This window comes from Phaeodactylibacter sp. (assembly GCF_022763345.1).
Taxonomy (GTDB): Bacteria; Bacteroidota; Bacteroidia; order Chitinophagales; family Saprospiraceae; genus Phaeodactylibacter.
Map to the genome: position 1 here is coordinate 32,208 of NZ_JALEGS010000004.1, position 18,202 is coordinate 50,409.

Below are 18,202 nucleotides of genomic sequence, written 5' to 3' on the forward strand. Positions count from 1 at the left end.
ATTTTGAAAATGCAGCGGCCGTGCCACTCTTGTAGTTGTGGCACGGCCGTTTTTTTTTGTATTGACTTCTACAGCCTGAGTTTTGATGCTGCCCCAACTCCTTTAAAAGCATTGTCCTTTTACCTTTAATTGAAGGTATTTATTACTTCTTGACCGGCACTAATTTATAACAGATCAAATTAGTAACTTGAAAATCAATTAAGATCAGGCTATATTGCCTTGAACAATAGCTATGAGATGGAAAATAATCAATGCTTGGGCGATGCCGTCTTCCGGGCCCGCAGCCTTTACCGCCTTGCAGACCCTACCTACCGTTTCGACAATGCTACACTCTGCCAACCCAATGCTGCCTTGCGGGCGCCAAAAGCAACCGAACCGCTTGACTTTACGCTCTTTCCCAACCCCACCTCCGGTCTTACGGTGCTACAATTTAACACGCCGATCACTGGCCGGAGCAGTGTCACCCTCTACAGCCTTCAGGGGCAGCCGGTACTACAACAAACAGCAGGAGAAGGCGCACAGCATATCCTGCTGGAAACAGCGGCTCTGCCCGGTGGGACTTACTTCTGCAGGGTGATGGGAGTTGACGGAATAACGGGCGTGAAGAAGTTGGTGAAATTATAAGATCATAACCAAGGGCTATCCAGTAATGTCTTGGATAGCCCTTGTTGAATAAAGCGTAAAACATGAAACACTGGCTTCAACAAATACTTCTACCTTTATTTTTGCTTGCCCTGATCACTGCAAATGCTCAAAAGCATGATTTTGCGTGGCTTATGGGCTACAATAGTGAAAACCCAATAGGCTATGAAGGCATGGTTCTTAACTTCAATGAAATGCCCCCCGAAGTAGCCCCCTTCCCTATAACTGCAAATCTCTATATCAGCAGTGCATCCATTTCGGACAAAAATGGCAGCCCTGCTTTTTATACCGATGGCTGTCATATTTACAATATGGCAGAAAACATCATGGAAAACGGCGACAGTATCAATCCAGGGGCTGTCCACCAGATTCAATGTGGCCTAATTGGCTACACCGCCGGCCGCCAAAGCAGCTTAATCCTGCCCATGCCAGGCAGCGACAGCCTCTACTACCTCTTCCACAAGCGGATCATTTATCAGGAAGAGCCGGTCTTTGATGTTATCACCGACCGTATCCTTTATTCTGTGGTGGACATGAGCGCCAATCAGAGGCTGGGCCGGGTGGTGGAGAAAAATGTTGCCCTTTTTGAGGAACCTACGGTATACGGGCAATTAACCGCTGTGAAGCACGCCAATGGTGAAGACTGGTGGATTGTCAATGCCCTGGACCAATCAGATGAGTATGTTTTTTTCCTGTTCGATAGTAGTGGGCCCTCTTTTTCGCACACCCAGGTTATAGGTAATATAAGCAGTAGCAGTGGCTCTTCAGGCGGTCAGGCCAACTTCTCCCCCGATGGGCGCTACTACGCCCGCTATAGTGCCGACGGACTCTTCCTCATGGAGTTCGACCGGCAGGCCGGAGCGCTGAGTGGGTTTCAACATATCCCCATACCGGACGTGCATGCACGGGGCGGGGTTGCCTTTTCCCCCAATTCTGAGCTGTGCTACGTCAGCGCCTTTGATACCATTATGCAGTATGATCTCATGGCACCGGATATTGAAGCTTCCGGCACCGTTGTCGCAGTTTACGATGGCAATCAAGAGTTATTTGCTACTACATTTGGAAATGCACTGTTAGCGCCAGACTGTAAAATTTATATCAACACTTTTGCCAATGTGAAAACCCTCCATATCATCCACCAGCCTAATGAGAGAGGCACAGCTTGTTTTGTTGAACAACATGCCTTAGATTTACCTTTTTGGCACGATACTGCTCTGCCCAATTTCCCCAACTATCGCCTCGGATCCCTAATCCCCGGCGAGGCACCGCCTCCGCCCTGCGAAACGGTGGTGAGCACGCCTACGGTGCCTCCACAGGCTGGGGCGGGCTTTAGCCTCTACCCCAACCCCACCTCCGGGCTTACGACGGTGGAGTTCAGTACCCCGCTTTCCGGCAGGGCAAATGTCACCCTCTACAGCCTTCAGGGGCAGCCGGTACTACAACAAACAGCAGGAGAAGGCGCACAGCATATCCTGCTGGAAACAGCGACTCTGCCCAGCGGGACTTACTTTTGCAGGGTGATGGGAGCTAATGGAGTGATGGGCATGAAGAAGTTGGTGAAGTTATAATGGTAAGCGTTTCCTGACTTTGAGGTCAGTCGCTTCATTGATACCTGTACAGAACGGTCAGCTAAATGGCGCTCGATCTGTCAGAAGAGTACAATGATAGCGAGGCAAAAAAAGGTAGCCGGACTTGAAAATTTACCTTTGCTTTTTGGGATAAGCAGGCATTAAGTCAAACGAAGAAATTGGGAAAATTGCCGGCTACCATTGTATGTTGCTACCGTTCTGCCCCTGCGAAATTTGGGAAACGCAAAAGCAGAAACCATATTTAGGGTAAACCGTGGTAATCTGTTGAGAACAAGGTGGGAAGGCCAAATCCTCAGGCACCAACGGCATGACCACTCTGCCATCAGCCGTAGCTGATGGGCAGATTAGGTCGTCTTGTAGTTAGTTGCTCTTCCGGACTTGGGGGGAAGTCGGCTACTGATCCCGGAAATAGATCAGCAGTTTAGACTATCTTGGGATTTCACCCTTTGGGCTGCATTTGCCAAATTTTATCCTGTACTTCGTTGCTCTTCAGTCGCTTAGCTCAGACTAGGCTCCTTCATCGCGTCCCCGACGATGAATGTCGGGATCAAAGACTTGTTCAGAATAAAATTTGACTGCATTCGCTCCAAAAGCGAATTCCCAACATAGTCTCAGGTTTAAGACTCCCCTGGATTTTGATTTGCTGCCCAAAGAAACGAAAAAAATCAAATATTCTTTTTATTGATTCGAAATAATGACCGGCAGAGGAGGCTCTTACCCCTCCCCACCGGTCAAGGGCGTCATGGGATTATACAGGTTTTAGGTATCGTTCATTGCTTTATCCGCTGAGGTTTTTAAACGTTACGGATTGGGGGGAAAATTTTGGAAAAAGTTTTTTGTGGTTCACGCAGAGGCCGCGGAGGGGGGCACACGGAGAACGCAAAGCAAAATCACCCCCCCTTTGCGCCCTCTGCGTGAAACCCTTCCCCCACTTTTAAAACCGGTAAATCCCATCCCGGGCAGGGACTTCCGGGAAAAACCAGTAAATTTCGGTTGCAGACGTAACATGCTTTCAAAAAACACGATCAATGAGTGAAAGCTACTCAGAAGACAATGCGCTGCTGGAGCAACTGCGCAGCGGTGACCAAAAGGCCTGGCGGAACCTGTACGAAGAGGTCCGCTCCCCCTTCCGGCTGTACTTTATCCGGTACGGGACAGCACCGGAGGTCGCCACAGAGATGTTCCAGGAAGCCATGGTCATTCTCAACCGGAATATCCGGACCGGGAAGCTTCAGGCGCCGCTGAAAAGCGCCCTTCGTACCTATATCATAGGGATCGGCCGAGTGCTGCTGATGCGCAAAGGGACAGACACGCAGCAATGGGAAGGAGAGATTCCGGAAATCCCCATCCTTCCCGAGGTGGAAGACCAACAGGAACGCAAGGCCAAAGCTCAGCTTGCCCGGCAATTGCTGGACCGCCTGGGCTCGCCCTGCCGCGAACTGCTGGAGCTGTTTTACCTCAAAAACTATGTCATGGAAGCCATCGCCAGGGAGCTGGACTTGCCGTCTCCCGGAGCTGCCAGACGCCGCAAACACGATTGCCTCCGCAAAATGCGGGAGCTGATGACTGCTTGATGCCACTTTAATTCATTGATCATGGACGCAGAAAATTGGACTACAGAACAGATTGAAGCTTACCTCCGGCAGGCGCTGCCCGCCCCGGAACAGGCGAAGCTCAAAGCCGACCTGGAGCAGGACGAACAGCTGCGTGGTGAAGTGGCTGCTTACCAACGGGTGCTGGAAGGGCTGGACGCCTTGCAGGAAGAAAACTTCCGGGCCCAACTGGACAGCTGGTCGGCCGAAACGGCTGCCAATGACCAAACAGAACTTATTACCTGGTACCTGGAGGGACAGTTGAAGCCTGAGGGGCAACAAGTGGTGGAAGCCCGAATGGCGGCAGACCCGGCTTTCCAGAAAGAGGTAATGGCTTATCAGCAGCTCATCGGCGGCATGGAGGCGGCGCAGGATGAAGATTTCCGCAGCAAATTGGAGGATTGGGAGGCCGGAATGGCTCAGCAGGCAGATTCCGGGAACACACTGAAGGTCGTCAGCCGCCGGCCCCTGTGGCAGTATGCAGCGGCGGCGGTCGGAGCATTGCTCATCGCGCTCTCCACCTTCAGCCTTTACCTTAAGGTCAACTACAGCGGGCCCGCACTAAGCCGTGCTTACTATGAGTCGCCCATTTCCGAGCGCACGATGGGCGGAGAAAATGCCGAAAGCACACCCCTGCAGGAAAGAATGGACTTTGCGCACCGCCAACTGATTGGGAAAGAATACAATGCCGCATTTATGGCATTTGACAGTCTGATGCGGGAAATCCCCCGCTCTAACCTGGATGATTTCAACAAAACCCTGCTGCTGGAACAGGCAGGCTGGAACCGCCTGCTGGCTGCCACGGCTATGGATAACCCGCCCATTGATGTCATTGCGGAGGCACGTCGGATTCGTACAACACCCGGCCATGAGTACGCCGGTAAAGCGGAACAGTTGCTGAATGATTTGGAGTCGCGCTGGTACCGGTGGACGAATTAGTGGTTACAGCTGAAAACGCCAATACACCACCCCCAGCAACAAGCCACTGACCAGCATACCCCACAACAGCAGGCGGGATCCCCCACCAGATGCAGGCAACTTCCCTGGTTTGCCCACCGCATGAAAAGCGGCCCAATAAACCGGGTGCGCCCCTAATTTACCACCGGAAGCCACCTGCTCCAACTTTGCTGAGCGTAGTGCTGCAGAGCGGGCCTGACCGGCACTCAAACCGGTGTAAAAGGTTTCCATCACATGGGAGCTTTCATCGTCATTAATGGACCACAGAGAAGAGATCACACTGTTGGCACCAGCAGCGAGGAAACTCCGCGCCAGATTGATAACGCCTTCCCCATCGTACCATTGGCCCACAAAGGTCTCGCACCCATTCAGCACCACCATTTCAGCCTGAAGGGGCAGCAGGTAAATGTCTTTCACGAAAAGGGAATCATAGCCGCCCTTCCCATCTGCAAAAACGATGAAGGAAAAATTGCCCGTTTCCGTATTGGCTTGTGCATGGGTGGAAAAGTGCAGCACACCGGCCTCTCCTGCCACCGCCTGCAATTGCGCCCGCGTCGCATCCGGACCTAAGAATGCCTGCCCCCTGAACAGACTGGCTATAGCTGCCGCCTGTGGCTGATTATGAGCCAATGCCCCAAACCCGCCCCTGCCGTCAAAATCCGGCGCGAAGGCCGCAAGCCCCTTTCCCTTCACCGCACGCTGCTGCACCGTACGCTGGAAAGTCGCAGCGTAAGCATAACTGATTTCGTAACGGTTGATCAGGTATGGCATCTCAGAGAAATTGCAATGACCGGCCGGCTCCGTCAAAAGCGCATCAAAGGGCAAAAGCCCCAGCACCCCGCCCGGCACAATGATCAACTGCTCCGGCAGCTCCAACTGCGCTTCAAGAGGCGACAGCAATACCTCATACAATTCATGCCCCACCTGCCGGTATGTTTCGCAGAGCGCCTGCCGGTCAGCGCTGCTGAACTGAAACCCCTCGATTGCAGAACGCCAAGTGCTTACTTGCTCCGTCAGCGGATAAGAGGCATCCAGAGGAATGACCTCCAACTGATCTTGGGTAACCACAAAAGCACAGCTCAGGCTGCTGCCGGTAAAGTACTCCACCAGCGCCTGCCCCGGCCGTAGCAAATCCTGCTGTATCTCTGCCAGGGTAGCCACCTCCAGGTCGTACTTGCGCTGGTAATAATCCGGGTAATGCTGTTCCAGGCTATCGATCCAGGCGGCGTAAGCCTGCCGGTGCTCGAACAACGCTGCTTCAGCTTCCTCCAGTGAGCCGGCATTGCCTTCTTCCAATTGCAGGCGGAACCACTTTTCTTCAACATCAGCCAGGGCTTGCTGAAGCGCCCGCTCTCTTTGCAGGACCGCAGCCGGCAGGTCAGCCTGTCTTTCGGCATTGGCCTTTTGCATGGCTTCCCGCAACAACAAGCTTTTGCTCTGCTCCGCCAGCTCAAACGCTGCTTCCTTGTAGCCCGGCTGACGGGTCTGTGCCCAAAGTTCCAAAGCGGCACGGACACCAAGCTCGGTCCGCGCCCGGATACCCTGCACACTCGACAGCTTAGCCGATTCGCCCTGATAGCGGCGGCGCAGCATTTGTTCGACTTCAAAAATCAGCTTGCAGGCTTGCAGCACAGGCTCCAGTTTCTCCTGCCCGCCCTCCTGTTCGTACCATGCCCACAGGCTATTGGCCCAGCCGGTCAGGGCTTCTGAGAAGGTATTTTCGGCATAGAGCAACTCCAGTGCAGGCAATTCCTGCCAGTGATTAAATCGGTAGCCGGGCAGCAAGGCTTCCATAGCCGATTGGTGGCACGCTGCGGCTGTCTGATAAGCCCCTTTTTGCCGCAGCATCTCGCCTTTGTCTACCAGCAGTTTCCCCAGGGAGCGTCGGTAGCTGACCTCGCCGGAGGTGCGCAGGATGGCTTCGCCTTCGGCAAAATCCTGCGCGGAGGCTGCCCACCGTTGGAGTGCTGCATTAATGCTGCCCCGGACATTCCAGAGGGAACCCTCCCACTCGCGAAGGTAAGCAGGTGGCACCTGTTCCACTTTCGGCAGATGGGCAAACGCAGCGTCAATAGCGTGCAGTGCCGCTTCGTGCCGGCCCAATACCCCAAGCACCCTCGCCCGTGCGCTATGCAGCAGCACCAGGTCTTTGGCCGAAAGGTTTTCCAGATTCAGGGCTGCTTCAATATGCCCCAAGGCAGCATCCGGCTCCCCGGCCAGTTCCTCCGCGATAGCCAGGTCATTCAGGACTTTGGCCTGAGCAGCAGTACGGCCGGTATCTTTAAAGAAACGGTAAGCCGTACGGAGCAGCCCGATGGCCGTCTGAAAATCACCGAAGCGGCTGTACAGGTTAGCTAAGGGCCGATAGATGTAGTTGACCGTGTAGTAGTCTTCTTCTTCAAAATGACGCTGGAAGAGCCGGCTGGCCGTTTCGTATTGCACGAGGGCGTTTTGATAATCGTCCCGATAGTGCAGATGCATATACCCCAGGTTGACATGCAGCCAGATTAAGGCATCCCACTCCTCCGGGGTATCCGGTGAGCGGCCGAAATCCTTTTTTAGCCCTTGTTGCATCACCTGTACCGACTGTTGCACAGCATCTGCCCAGTCACTTTGCCGCAGAGCCTTGCCTGCTTCCTTGTACAATTTCAGCCAGCCTTCCAAATCGTCAGTACTTTGGAAAGCCGCTCCGGCATTCTCCAACATTGCGAAAAAACAATCCCGGTCTTGCTCATCGATAGCGGCGATAGCCTGTGCCTGGTAAACTTGTCCAAGGGAATCCAGGCCAACGGATGCATGGGCTGATAGAAAAGGAAGTAGGGCGAAACAAAGCAGCAGCCCCTGAATCGTAGTTTTCATAAGGAGGAGGGTTTTGTGTGAAAGAACCTTTTGAAAAGGGCTTACCCCAGCCAGTCATCGTTGTAGAATGCCAGCAAAATGGCGCCCATTACAACTACCAGGAGCAGCAAAAACAGCCACAGTGGCATTCCCAGCACCGTGGTACCTCCTGCCATTTTCACCTCACAGACGGTACAGCTAAGCGCCAGGTCATTGGCAACGATACTTGCCTCGTCAATCAGGGTAACGGTGCCCCGTGGAGTGCACACTTCACTATTGTAGGTGTCGGGGGGCGCATTTTCATCCCTGAAGGCTATGCAAGCCTGTGTAGGAGGCAGCGTGCCAATATCAGTGCCCGAACGGGTATATGCCAGAAAGGAAAAGTAGCCGGAACGTGCAGCCAGGCTTTTGTGCTCACTCGTGCCTGCAAGCCTTAGCTTGGGAAAAGTGACTGTCAGCGTATTGGCAGCAGTGTCTTTCTCAATATCAAAAGTTTGAATACCCGGTGCTACAGCAAACAGTTCCTGATCGGAAATGCTGGCCACATCCACAGCAGCAGGCAGCGGTATGCGCACTTTTACAGCACCGGTTGCCCCGGCCCCTTCATTCTCAAAGGCGACCTTGATCAACAGTTTTTGCCCGGCAAGGCTCGTATCCGGGCAGGCGCACGCCCAAAGTTCAATGAGGTTCGGATCATAGGACCTGCGGACGCTCTGCATGGCGCTCGTGTAAGCTGCCGGCTGCAACTCCCCAAGTGTCAACGTACCCGATGGGTCTCCTGAAGTGGCAAGTGGTATGCCTTGCTCCAACAGGGCAGACAGGTTAAGCTTGCTTACCCCTTCCGCTTCTTCAGCACTCAGCTGAGGAAAGCTGAAGTTACCGGGTTCCAGCAACAGCACTGCAGCGTAGCTGGCCGCACCGGAACCACCTTCCGGAATAGAGTCATAATGTACATTCCGGTTGAAGACAGGCAGGAAGAAGTGTTGCTCCTGACCGGGCTGAAGGCCGGATACCCGAAAGACCTGAAGGGCCCGATAGGTATTCCCGGAACTGGTACCTGACAGGTCTACGGCATCATAAGTATCTAATCTGAGTGCACTGGGCAAGTCAGGCATTTCAGAACTTTGCTCAATGAAGGCATCAGTTTCTGATATGGAGAACTCCAGCTTCTCAATGACACCTACTCCTTTCTTCTTCAGGCGCCTGGCGGTTTCAACGGTGAGTTTGCTTTCGTGAAAAAGCAGTAAATACCCATCATATGGCGCTGCCGCGGACACAACACCATTGCTGTCGTTTTTCACAGAGACGGTCAGCACGGTTCGGCCATTGGGTATCAGCGCCGGATGATCAGGGGTGATCGCGATAAGCGCCGTATCGGGAACAGCTTTGGTTTTGTCCGGGGTTTCTGCTGCAACAGTCGGGCCTGTTCCGGACACAATTTTTGGGGGCGGGTCACCATCTTCATCACTGTAAATAGCTTTGGAGAAGACCACCGCTTCCGCCGTAGCACCGCCAAGGGTAGCGCCATCAAAGCCATGAGACTGCTGGAATACCGTATTAGCTTCATCAGCAGTGTAAAACTGGCCATCGTTAAAAATCAGGAAAAGCTGCCGGTATGGCTGGGGCACATCGGTCCCTTCAAGTGGGGACAGAGGGGCAAGGTTGAGGGTAAGAACGGCCGGATCATCGGCATCCTTAAGATTACCGGTAATTTGGGCAATCGCTGTTCCTTCAAATAAGCACAGGAAGGAACCTACCCAACCCAGGGTAAGGAGGAAAGATTTCAAGTTCATAGTTGCTCGTGGTTTTTAGGTGTCGGCAATTGCCGCGGTATACATGTTTGGCAGGAGGCCTTTGCACGGTAACGCTTTTGGGCCTGCACCAAAGCCTCCTGCCTCTAAAATACAACTTTTTCAGGACCACCGGGCAGGCACACCGTTTGTCCCTCCGATATAACGACGGCCTTTGTCCCGATGGTTTTTCATTTGGTTTTTTAGTTGCTGCAAAAAAAAAGAACTGGGCAGTGGTTTAACCCCTACCCAGCCCGGAATAATAGCAACTATCTACTTATCTCCAATTAGGTTGTGCCCACCGTTGTGGACGCGCCCTTCTGAAAATAAAACACCCTAAATTCTTCAGCTGCCGGATTCGGCAGTTATATCTTGTTCATAGCTTTTTCAGGCTCTAACCCGAACTCCGGAGAGCGGAGCCGACTGCCCCGGAGGACAATACGGCTGCACATTTGCTCTACGAAAATTTTCTCATAGTAAGTTTCTAACCTTAGTAGTGCCCGGTGTTTCAAATAACGTTGTTGACTAATTACAGTTACAAATGTAGGGGGATTGGCACCGCCGCTCAAACCACCAATCCCACCCACTTTAAACTTCTAACAACTCAAAAAACGTTTATATTTGCACCACAAGAGGCTTTAAGCCTTCTCAAAACACTGATTTCCATAGTTTTAAAACTCCATAACACCCTAAGTCAGATTAAATTCCTAAGCTCCTTAAAAAAAATTAAATTATTTCAAAAAAGCGCAAAATCAACCATAGAACGGTGGCTTAAATCCTATAAACGGCACAAACAACCTATTATCCGGTAACATGAAGCATCAAAATGATCTGTTCGACCTCATACAATCCATGTCGAAATCCGAAAAGCGCTACTTTTCACTGGACGCAAAGAAAAGCGGGCGCAGCAGCAGCCGCTATCTTGACCTTTTTAAGGCCATTAACCAGATGGAAGCCTATGAAGAAGAAAAGCTACAGCAAAAGTTTGGCAACAGCCTGCCCACCGATAAACACTACCTGTATAACGCGATCCTGAAAAGCATGCGGGACTACAACAGCTCTAAATCCAAAGCGGCCCGTATTAAAGAAATGCTGCTTGATGCTAAATACCTTTATAAAAGGGGGCTCTACCATCAGAGTGAAGAGCGCCTCAGTCAGGCTAAAGCCCTGGCACGGGACCTCGACGATCAGCTGGCGCTTCTGGAGATCAGCCGGGAGCAGCTGAATTATGTCTGGACAATGAAGCAGGGCGACTACGGTTCGCAGATCGAAGACCTGCTGGCAGACAAAGATGAGTACATACACCATATTAATGAAGAATTGCGCTACCTATCCCTGGCTTATAAGATACAGGTAGCCAAAGAGCAGCGTCAGGCAGCCGACCGCAAGGCCAGCAGCGCTGCTTATGCCGAACAGCTGCAGGCCCAATCTGCGCCCCTGCCCTCTACCGCTCATGCACAGCGCCGGTTTTTGCAAAGCCATGCCTTGCTCAATGACCTGATTGGTGATGTGGAACAAGCCAATACCTACTACGCTAAGATGGTGGAATGGTGGGATGAGTACCCTCACATCAAAGATGAAGAATACAACCGCTATCTGGCCGATGCCTTCAACCTGCTGCATGCCTCCTACAGCCAAAAAAAGTATGATCAGTTTGAGCAATTGCTAAACAAAATTCAACAGGAGGAAGCAGGCAGCTACCACGATCAGGTACTGGTTTTCAAACAACTGACCAACTACCAACTGCTTTACCACATCAACCTGGGCATTGAAGAGGGGTACGAGCGCTTACTGCAACGGGTAGAGGAAGGCATCGCCACTTACAAATTGAATCCGGTGAGCCAACTGATCATTGCCTTCAACGTGACAGTGCTTTTGCTCATCCTTGAGCAGCAACAGGAATGCCGATTATGGGCAGACAAAGTATTGCAAAACTATAACCGGAAGGTGGAAAGCGAGCAGTTCCGCCTGGCCACCCTCCTCATCCGCCTCATGGCCACTTATTCTTTGGATGACATCGATGAGTTCGACTCCGGACTGCGGGCCCTTCAGCGCAGCATACGGCAGCAGAAAACCGAAACCCCGACCCGCTTCTTCAGAGCATGCTCCAAGTATTTAAGGAAACTTTACGATCAGCCTTCCGGTAGCCGGAGGAGCACTATGGAAGAGTTTTCTCACCTGCTCGGGCAATACAAAATTGACCCGCCGGAGCGAATACCCCTCGGACTGGATGACCTGATGCTGAACTGGCTCGAAAGCAAACAAACACTCAAACCACTTAGACTGGTATTTAGAGATCAAGCTAAAAGAACCGATTAGCGATCCGGTGATTCCGTATCTGCAAGAACCATACTTTTAACCACAATCGAATTGCCTTTGCGCTGAATATTTAGCACCCGGCCGTCCAATTCGAAAAACACCAGTTCCGGCTTGTAGTCATACTCCGCATCATTGCTGCGCACCTCAACCTCTGTAGCCCCCACAAAAGAAAGCACCCGCCGCTGCCGGTGGTAAGCCGCTGACCATACTGTTTTTTCCGTTGAAAGCTTCGCTTCATTCCTGGAGCGGCTGAAGCCAACCTGCCGGCCGTCTTCCAATTCGATGCGCTCGGGTGAAGCCGGGGTCTCAAAATCAGTAGCTACGGTAAGCTGCCCCTTGAGCACGCCGATGAGGATGCCCTTCTTATTGTCTAACGGGAAGGGAATGGCCCGGTCGTTATCGATTAGATAAAGGGTGTCCATCTCTGTAGAGAAGGTGATGTTGTTGATCATGGTGTAGACGTTTTGCTTGAAGATCTTTAAGGTTCCCGGCCCGTTAGATGGTCCAAAAAGCAGCTGATACAGCCAATTAAAAAGACGACGGAGGGGTTCCATAGTATGTAAAGTAAGTCTTTGCCAAAATTAACAAAAAAAGCCCTTCGCGGGAAGGCAAAGGGCTATAGAGTTCTGTTCGTATTATCGGGTTACGACGTTTTCTTCCGCTTACGGCGGGTCTTAAACATCTCCACAACTTCTTTCTCCTTGAGGAACCCAAGATCCTGGAAGGTCGTTGTCACGAATTTCTTGATGTCCTGATAGTCTTTTCCGCGCTTGTCCGTATACTTTTTCAGCAACTTGCCCACGTATTCCAGGCTCAGCTCCTTGAGCTGCTGATTGAACTGCTGATTGGCGAAAATATTCATGTAGACCGGGTAAAGCTTGGAAATCTCAAACAGTTCGGGGTAGTCGGTTTCCTCCAGGTTGCTGATTAGGCGGTGGAAATAGCCGTAAATGGTTTGCCGCAAACATTCGTTGATATTGCTAAGACCCTGATACTGAGTATAGAACGCCTTTACGGCTTCCTGGGCTTCGTCTGTAGTATAGCCTTTGCTGTGCACTTCGTCCAGCAGGTCATAATATTTGGAGAGGTCGTCTTTGATTTTATGGTCCATTACCGATGAGATCCGCTTATCAGCATCCGGATCGATGATCACTTCCTCTTTCAAATGCAGCTCCAGGAGGTATTCCAGATATTGCTCCTGAAAGTCGTCCATACTTTTACGCACCTCGTTGAAGTGTTTCCGTAGATGGTCGAGATCGTCTCCTTCCAGTTCAAAGAAAGAAGCATAAAGCACCAATACCTCCAGATGCTCACGGTGGCCTTTGAACGCCTTATTCTCCACAAAACTGCGCAGATGTGGTATGATGCTGCTGTTATCGTAGTTGCCGTCCACGCGGTAGAGCAGGAATCTCTTGAGTGGAGAGTAGAGGGTTTTCAGGTCGGACAGCGCTTGCGGGAACTCGGCAGACATAAAATTCTCACTCTGGAACTGCCGCTGATAGCGCTGATAGCCTTTGACACGCTCCTCCAGTACCCGGTAGCGATCCAATTTTTGCCCCTGCAGGAAGTACCGGACCCGCTTGTTGTCCACCTCGTTAATCAGGTTGGTCACCCAGATGTCGCTGCTCAGCGCGAAGCCCATTTGAATCGACTGCCCGATCCGCTTACGCAACAGGTCAAAGTTAGCGGAATTGCAGATCGCCATCAGCACCTCCTTGAAGTGCTCCTGCGTGCGGGTGTACTTCATCCGGGCATCATCCACTTCTCCACGCAGAACCGTGAAGCCAAGTATCTTAGGCAGGTAAAGCCCTTCAAACTCCGGTTGCAACAAGAGGGTTTCGAGGGCGATCAGCTGCAAAGGGTGTGCTCCCGCCACTTCATCATAAACCATTCCAATGCGGGGCTCGAACATTTCCTTGAGCTGCATATACTGCTCTTCCTCTTCTTCTTCGAGATAGGCTTGCAGTTCATCGGACTCCTGAATCTCAGTGCCCAGTGCTTCCAGTTTGGTTTTATACGCTTCGGCTAACGCTTGCATGAATGTATATTTTAAAAACAAACCTGATAGTGCAAATTAATGCACTACCAGGTCAGATATTATAGAATTAAAGTATTGCCTTGGTTTTGAATTGCAAATATAGCTTAATGTGAGATAAAGCGCAAAGCTTTCTTATGAATATTATCCACATCAGTTCACAAAATGGCAAGAGGGTTTGCCTATACCCGGCAAACCCTCTTGTTTCATCCATGAGGAAAAACTAAGACTAATCTTCTTTTTTCTCTTCTTCTGTAGTTGCTTCGGTTGCAGGCTCTTCAGCAGCAGGCTCTTCAGCAGGTGTCTCCTCCGCAGCAGCCTCGGTCTCCCCTTCGGCGGATGCTTCAGCAGCTTCTGCTTCCTCAGCCGGTGCTTCCTCTTCTTCAGGCTCAGGTGCCGGAGGAGGAGGTGGAGGCGTACCAGAAAGCTTAGCCAGCAAATCTGCACGCTCAGCAGCAGTCTGCTCAAAGCGGGCAGCAATTTTAGACTCCTTCGCATCGATCCATTCCTGATACTTCGCTTCAGCCTGCTCCTCGGTGAGGGCACCTTTAGCAACTCCGCGCATCAGGTGGCGCTTGTAGTACACGCCTTTGAAGCGCAGGATGGCACGTACGGTGTCCGTAGGCTGTGCACCCTTTTGCAACCAATCAAAAGCTTTGTCCCGGTCGATCTCAATCGTCGCAGGCTTTGTCATCGGGTTGTAAGAACCCAGTCTTTCGATGAAGCGACCATCGCGCGGTGCGCGTCCGTCTGCGACAACGATGTGGTAGAAAGGACGCTTGCGGCGGCCCTTCCTTTGTAAACGCATCTTAACTGCCATTGGCTTGTTAAAATTATTGTGGTGAAAACATACCCGCGTAACTTGAAAATCAAGCGGCGGGTTTTTAACGGGTGCAAATGTAAGGCATTTAGTTGGATTGTTCAAGCTTAGGCCGGCAACAAAATCAAAGGCAAAGTTTAGCCTGTCACAAATTAACAGGCAAATGCATGTCAATTTTTCCTAAATTAAGCCTACCTTTAAGTCTGCTTATCCTTGAAACCCACCCCCCTTTTACCTGTCGGATTAATCAGTTTATTTTGCGTATTTTTCCGTTGTTAAATTTGCATCAGGTCTCGTTTCAGAGACCACCGGTGCAGATTCAAATATCCAAGACCTAATTAACATGTGCAGGTTGGCGAATATTAGCCTTTGGACGATTTTGGTACTGCTTACACTCGCTGGAAGCCACCGGTCTGAGCGCTATAGCTATGCCCTGCCCACAGGTAGTATTGTCACCGACAACACCTACACCGTTGAGGAATTGGTGCAGGACATCTTCGTGGATGGCGCCTGCAATACCATTACCAATATACAGGCGATAGGCCACGCAGAAGGCATTGGGTACTTTGAACAAGGCAGCAGCAGTATCGGGATGGAGCGGGGCGTCATCCTCGCCACCGGCCCCATTGAGAATGCCCACGGCCCCAACAATTATACTGATTTGTCCGGCTACTTTGAAGATGCCTCCGGTGACCCGGACCTCAACAGCCTGGCAACTGGAGAAGTCAAAGATGCGGTGGGCATCGAATTTGATTTTATGCCGCTCGACTCCGTAGTAGCCTTCCGCTATGTTTTTGCTTCCGAAGAATACTGTGAATTTGTGGGGAGTATCTACAATGATGTCTTCGGGTTCTTCATCTCAGGGCCTGGCATCAATGGTGCCTTCTCTAATAATGCCAAAAACGTTGCTATCCTCCCGGGCACTACTGATTTCGTTTCCATCAATAATGTTAATTATGCGGATAACCCCCACCTTTATGTCCATAATGAGCTGGCTACGGATGCCAATGTCTGCGATCTCCCGACACCTTCCGGCACTTACCACCCGTTTATTGAGTACGATGGGTTTACCACAAAACTTACCGCCATTTTGAACCTCATCCCCTGCGAGACCTATCATATCCGGCTGGTTGTTTCGGATGTGGGGGACTATTATTTTGATTCGGCGGTTTTCCTGGAGGCAGAAAGCTTTAACCTCGGGGGTGAAGTGCAGGTAAGAGCAGGCACGGGAATCACAGCAGAGGAACCGGCTCCGGAAGGGTGCCCCGGCAATTACTTTGTTTTTGAAAGAGCCCCGGGCTCCGATAATACCGCTCCGCTTTCTGTCAATTATCTCATCAGCAGCAATAGTACAGCTGAGGAAGGCATCGACTTCCCGGTTTTGCCTGGCAGTATTACCATTCCTGCTTTTCAGAATTATGCTACCCTGCCCGTTGACCTGGTCAATGACGGGCTTGAAGAGCCACTGGAGCACATTGACCTCAAGCTTGACATTCCCTGCGCCTGCTACTCAGACTCTACCACGATGTACATCACCGACAGCCCTGGTTTTGAGCTGTCTGTAGCGGATGTAGCCGTATGTGAAGGGTGGACCAATACGATGTCCGCAGAAATAAGCGGCGGCACAGTCCCCTTCACCTACGCCTGGAGTACCGGCGCCAACAACAGCACAATCACGGTATCCGGGGAGCACCCCACACCTTATCACCTTACCGTAACCGATGCCTGTGGTAATGTAGGAACGGATTCCGCCAGTACTTACACCGCACCTCCACCCACTGCATTCCTAAGTGGAGAGGAGCGCATTTGCGAAGGCGACACGGCCTGGCTGACCGTCAGCCTTGAAGGCAGCCCGCCCTGGTCCATTGGTTACGAAGTGGAAGGCGAACCGTTTCAGGTAAACAACATCCAACAGTCTCCTTACCTGCTCCCAGCTACTTTGCAAGGCTCCCATCAGCTGACCCGTGTAGCGGATTCAGGCTGTGCGGGCGAAGTGGGCGGCAGTGCGTGGGTAGAAGTAAACGCCATTTCGATAACGGCCGAGGTCATCAACGCTTCCTGCTCTGCCGAGACAGATGGGCGGGTCCAGGTGAGCCTGGGTGGAGGAACTCCGCCTTATGACTGGTTCTGGCTGGATACGGCAGTGCCTGATTTGGAAAGGGAGCAGCTAAGCCCGGGCGCCTACACTATCGTAGTGATGGATGACAGCGGCTGCGAAAAGGAGGCGACCTTTGAAGTCAACGCTCCGCCGCCGCTGCAGCCTTTGGAGTTTGATTGTGAATCTATCAGCTCCGGTTCAATTAAAGCCACTGCTACCGGTGGTACGCCGCCCTATCAATATGCCATCAATGGAGGCCCTTTCGGTGACGCTGAACTTTTGGATCAACTTACGCCGGGCGAACACTACACCATCACTATTCGGGATGCCATGGGCTGTGAAGTGGAGCAGTCCACCCTTTGGCCGGCTGCTTACGACCGTATTGCGGACCTACCGGCTATGATGGAACTGAAATTAGGCCTGGCAGATACGCTACGCCCACAGTACAATATACCGTTCAACCTTATTTCAAGTATTCGATGGTCACCGGCTAACGGCTTGAGCTGTATAGACTGCCCCTTCCCTGCCGTCCAAATTACTCAACCCGAAACTTACACCCTGCGAATAGTTGACCTCTATGGCTGTTCCACAGCGCTAACGATTACCATCACGATTGATGAGTCGGTGGATATCTACGTCCCCACCGCTTTTTCTCCAAACGGTGACCAGATCAATGACCGGCTGAATATCTATGCCAACACCTTTCAGGTAGAGAAAGTCCTGGTTTTCCGGATTTTCGACCGCTGGGGAGGCTTGATGTTCGAAAACGAAAACTTCCCGCCCAACCGGGAACAGCTCGGATGGGACGGCACCTTCCGCGGACAGCTGATGGACCCTGGCGTTTACACTTATATGGCTATTTTGGAGCTAACCTCCGGCGGTCGGCAAACAATCGGCGGGCACGTCTTGCTAATGCAGTAGGCTACGCCCTACCCTTCCTCTTGTTCGTCAGGAAATGGCTCGTCCGTAATGTGAATGGGCCGGTTGATGCTTTCCTGAAGGGAGATGAAGGTTTCGGTACGTTGTATACCGTTGATCTTTTGCACCTTATCATGCAAAACATCCCGCAGGTGTTTGGTATCCCGGCAAACGATAGTCGCAAAAATGGAATACAAACCGGTGGTGTAGTGAGCCGCTACCACCTCAGGAATTTTGGCAAGTTCCCTGGCTACATCCTCGTAGAGCGAGCTTTTATCCAGGTAAATCCCCAGGAAAGCAGAAATATCGTAACCAAGCTTACTTGGGTCGACTGCCAGGTGGTACCCTTTAACAATGCCGGCATCCTCCAGTTTTTTCATGCGTACATGAATGGTGCCACCGGATACAAAGAGTTGCTTGGCGATGTCGGTATACGGTTTCTTGGCGTTCCGCATCAGTATAGACAGGATCTTTCTGTCCAGGTCGTCAATTTCAGTTCCTTTAGCCATGTATTATCATTTCTTCAGCGACTGGGAGAATTATTTGAACAGCGCTCAAAATAAACGAATATTCCTGAATTAAATTAACATTCTCCAAATAACTG

The 18,202-nt window shown here is 51.5% G+C and carries 12 protein-coding genes; 6 read left to right on the plus strand and 6 right to left on the minus strand.

Annotated elements, in window-relative coordinates:
• The first annotated feature begins 237 nt into the window (after positions 1-237).
• From MRY86_RS00440 to MRY86_RS00455, 4 genes are all read left to right on the plus strand, one after another.
• Positions 238-624 carry a T9SS type A sorting domain-containing protein gene (locus MRY86_RS00440; RefSeq protein ID WP_293566981.1) on the plus strand — a complete coding sequence of 129 codons (387 nt, stop codon included), beginning with the start codon at positions 238-240 and terminating at the stop codon, positions 622-624.
• Between the two features lie 62 nt (positions 625-686).
• On the plus strand, positions 687-2,210 hold the full coding sequence (locus tag MRY86_RS00445; RefSeq protein ID WP_293566982.1) for a T9SS type A sorting domain-containing protein: 1,524 nt from the start codon (positions 687-689) through the stop codon (positions 2,208-2,210).
• Positions 2,211-3,259: 1,049 nt separating this feature from the next.
• A complete protein-coding gene (locus MRY86_RS00450; RefSeq protein WP_293566983.1) occupies positions 3,260-3,805 on the plus strand; it encodes a sigma-70 family RNA polymerase sigma factor in 546 nt (181 codons plus the stop codon).
• Between the two features lie 21 nt (positions 3,806-3,826).
• Positions 3,827-4,762 carry a hypothetical protein gene (locus MRY86_RS00455; RefSeq protein ID WP_293566984.1) on the plus strand — a complete coding sequence of 312 codons (936 nt, stop codon included), beginning with the start codon at positions 3,827-3,829 and terminating at the stop codon, positions 4,760-4,762.
• 3 nt (positions 4,763-4,765) lie between these two features.
• Here the strand turns inward: MRY86_RS00455 and MRY86_RS00460 are convergent, their stop codons facing one another.
• Together MRY86_RS00460 and MRY86_RS00465 are read right to left on the minus strand one after the other, a co-directional pair.
• Positions 4,766-7,639 carry a CHAT domain-containing tetratricopeptide repeat protein gene (locus MRY86_RS00460; RefSeq protein WP_293566985.1) on the minus strand — a complete coding sequence of 958 codons (2,874 nt, stop codon included), beginning with the start codon at positions 7,637-7,639 and terminating at the stop codon, positions 4,766-4,768.
• A gap of 41 nt (positions 7,640-7,680) precedes the next feature.
• Positions 7,681-9,411: a hypothetical protein gene (locus tag MRY86_RS00465; protein ID WP_293570940.1), complete on the minus strand. Its 1,731-nt coding sequence runs from the start codon at positions 9,409-9,411 to the stop codon at positions 7,681-7,683.
• Positions 9,412-10,221: 810 nt separating this feature from the next.
• On the opposite strand from MRY86_RS00465, the gene MRY86_RS00470 reads away from it, so the two are divergent.
• On the plus strand, positions 10,222-11,727 hold the full coding sequence (locus tag MRY86_RS00470) for a hypothetical protein (RefSeq protein WP_293570942.1): 1,506 nt from the start codon (positions 10,222-10,224) through the stop codon (positions 11,725-11,727).
• On the opposite strand, the gene MRY86_RS00475 is transcribed toward MRY86_RS00470, so the two are convergent.
• The 3 genes from MRY86_RS00475 to rpsP all read right to left on the minus strand — a co-directional run bounded on the left by MRY86_RS00475 (position 11,724) and on the right by rpsP (position 14,570).
• Positions 11,724-12,179, minus strand: a complete 456-nt coding sequence (locus tag MRY86_RS00475) for a hypothetical protein (protein ID WP_293563496.1) — start codon at positions 12,177-12,179, stop codon at positions 11,724-11,726. The genes MRY86_RS00470 and MRY86_RS00475 overlap by 4 nt on opposite strands.
• A gap of 191 nt (positions 12,180-12,370) precedes the next feature.
• Positions 12,371-13,765, minus strand: a complete 1,395-nt coding sequence (locus tag MRY86_RS00480; protein ID WP_293563497.1) for a hypothetical protein — start codon at positions 13,763-13,765, stop codon at positions 12,371-12,373.
• A 226-nt stretch (positions 13,766-13,991) separates the two neighbouring features.
• Positions 13,992-14,570 (minus strand): 30S ribosomal protein S16, encoded by a 579-nt coding sequence (rpsP, locus tag MRY86_RS00485; RefSeq protein ID WP_293563498.1) that lies wholly within the window; start codon positions 14,568-14,570, stop codon positions 13,992-13,994.
• Positions 14,571-14,925: 355 nt separating this feature from the next.
• Here rpsP and MRY86_RS00490 point away from each other — a divergent pair, with 355 nt between their 5' ends.
• Positions 14,926-17,601: a choice-of-anchor L domain-containing protein gene (locus MRY86_RS00490; RefSeq protein WP_293563499.1), complete on the plus strand. Its 2,676-nt coding sequence runs from the start codon at positions 14,926-14,928 to the stop codon at positions 17,599-17,601.
• 8 nt (positions 17,602-17,609) lie between these two features.
• Here the strand turns inward: MRY86_RS00490 and MRY86_RS00495 are convergent, their stop codons facing one another.
• On the minus strand, positions 17,610-18,107 hold the full coding sequence (locus tag MRY86_RS00495) for an Lrp/AsnC ligand binding domain-containing protein (protein WP_293563500.1): 498 nt from the start codon (positions 18,105-18,107) through the stop codon (positions 17,610-17,612).
• Positions 18,108-18,202 lie beyond the last annotated feature (95 nt).

Coding starts and splice junctions, on each gene's coding strand:
- MRY86_RS00465 (WP_293570940.1), bottom strand. CDS start 9,411: ATGAACTTGAAATCTTTCCTCCTTACCCTGGGTTGGGTAGGTTCCTTC.
- MRY86_RS00495 (WP_293563500.1), bottom strand. CDS start 18,107: ATGGCTAAAGGAACTGAAATTGACGACCTGGACAGAAAGATCCTGTCT.
- MRY86_RS00460 (WP_293566985.1), bottom strand. CDS start 7,639: ATGAAAACTACGATTCAGGGGCTGCTGCTTTGTTTCGCCCTACTTCCT.
- MRY86_RS00450 (WP_293566983.1), top strand. CDS start 3,260: ATGAGTGAAAGCTACTCAGAAGACAATGCGCTGCTGGAGCAACTGCGC.
- MRY86_RS00445 (WP_293566982.1), top strand. CDS start 687: ATGAAACACTGGCTTCAACAAATACTTCTACCTTTATTTTTGCTTGCC.
- MRY86_RS00475 (WP_293563496.1), bottom strand. CDS start 12,179: ATGATCAACAACATCACCTTCTCTACAGAGATGGACACCCTTTATCTA.
- MRY86_RS00440 (WP_293566981.1), top strand. CDS start 238: ATGGAAAATAATCAATGCTTGGGCGATGCCGTCTTCCGGGCCCGCAGC.
- MRY86_RS00455 (WP_293566984.1), top strand. CDS start 3,827: ATGGACGCAGAAAATTGGACTACAGAACAGATTGAAGCTTACCTCCGG.
- MRY86_RS00480 (WP_293563497.1), bottom strand. CDS start 13,765: ATGCAAGCGTTAGCCGAAGCGTATAAAACCAAACTGGAAGCACTGGGC.
- MRY86_RS00470 (WP_293570942.1), top strand. CDS start 10,222: ATGAAGCATCAAAATGATCTGTTCGACCTCATACAATCCATGTCGAAA.
- rpsP (WP_293563498.1), bottom strand. CDS start 14,570: ATGCGTTTACAAAGGAAGGGCCGCCGCAAGCGTCCTTTCTACCACATC.
- MRY86_RS00490 (WP_293563499.1), top strand. CDS start 14,926: ATGTGCAGGTTGGCGAATATTAGCCTTTGGACGATTTTGGTACTGCTT.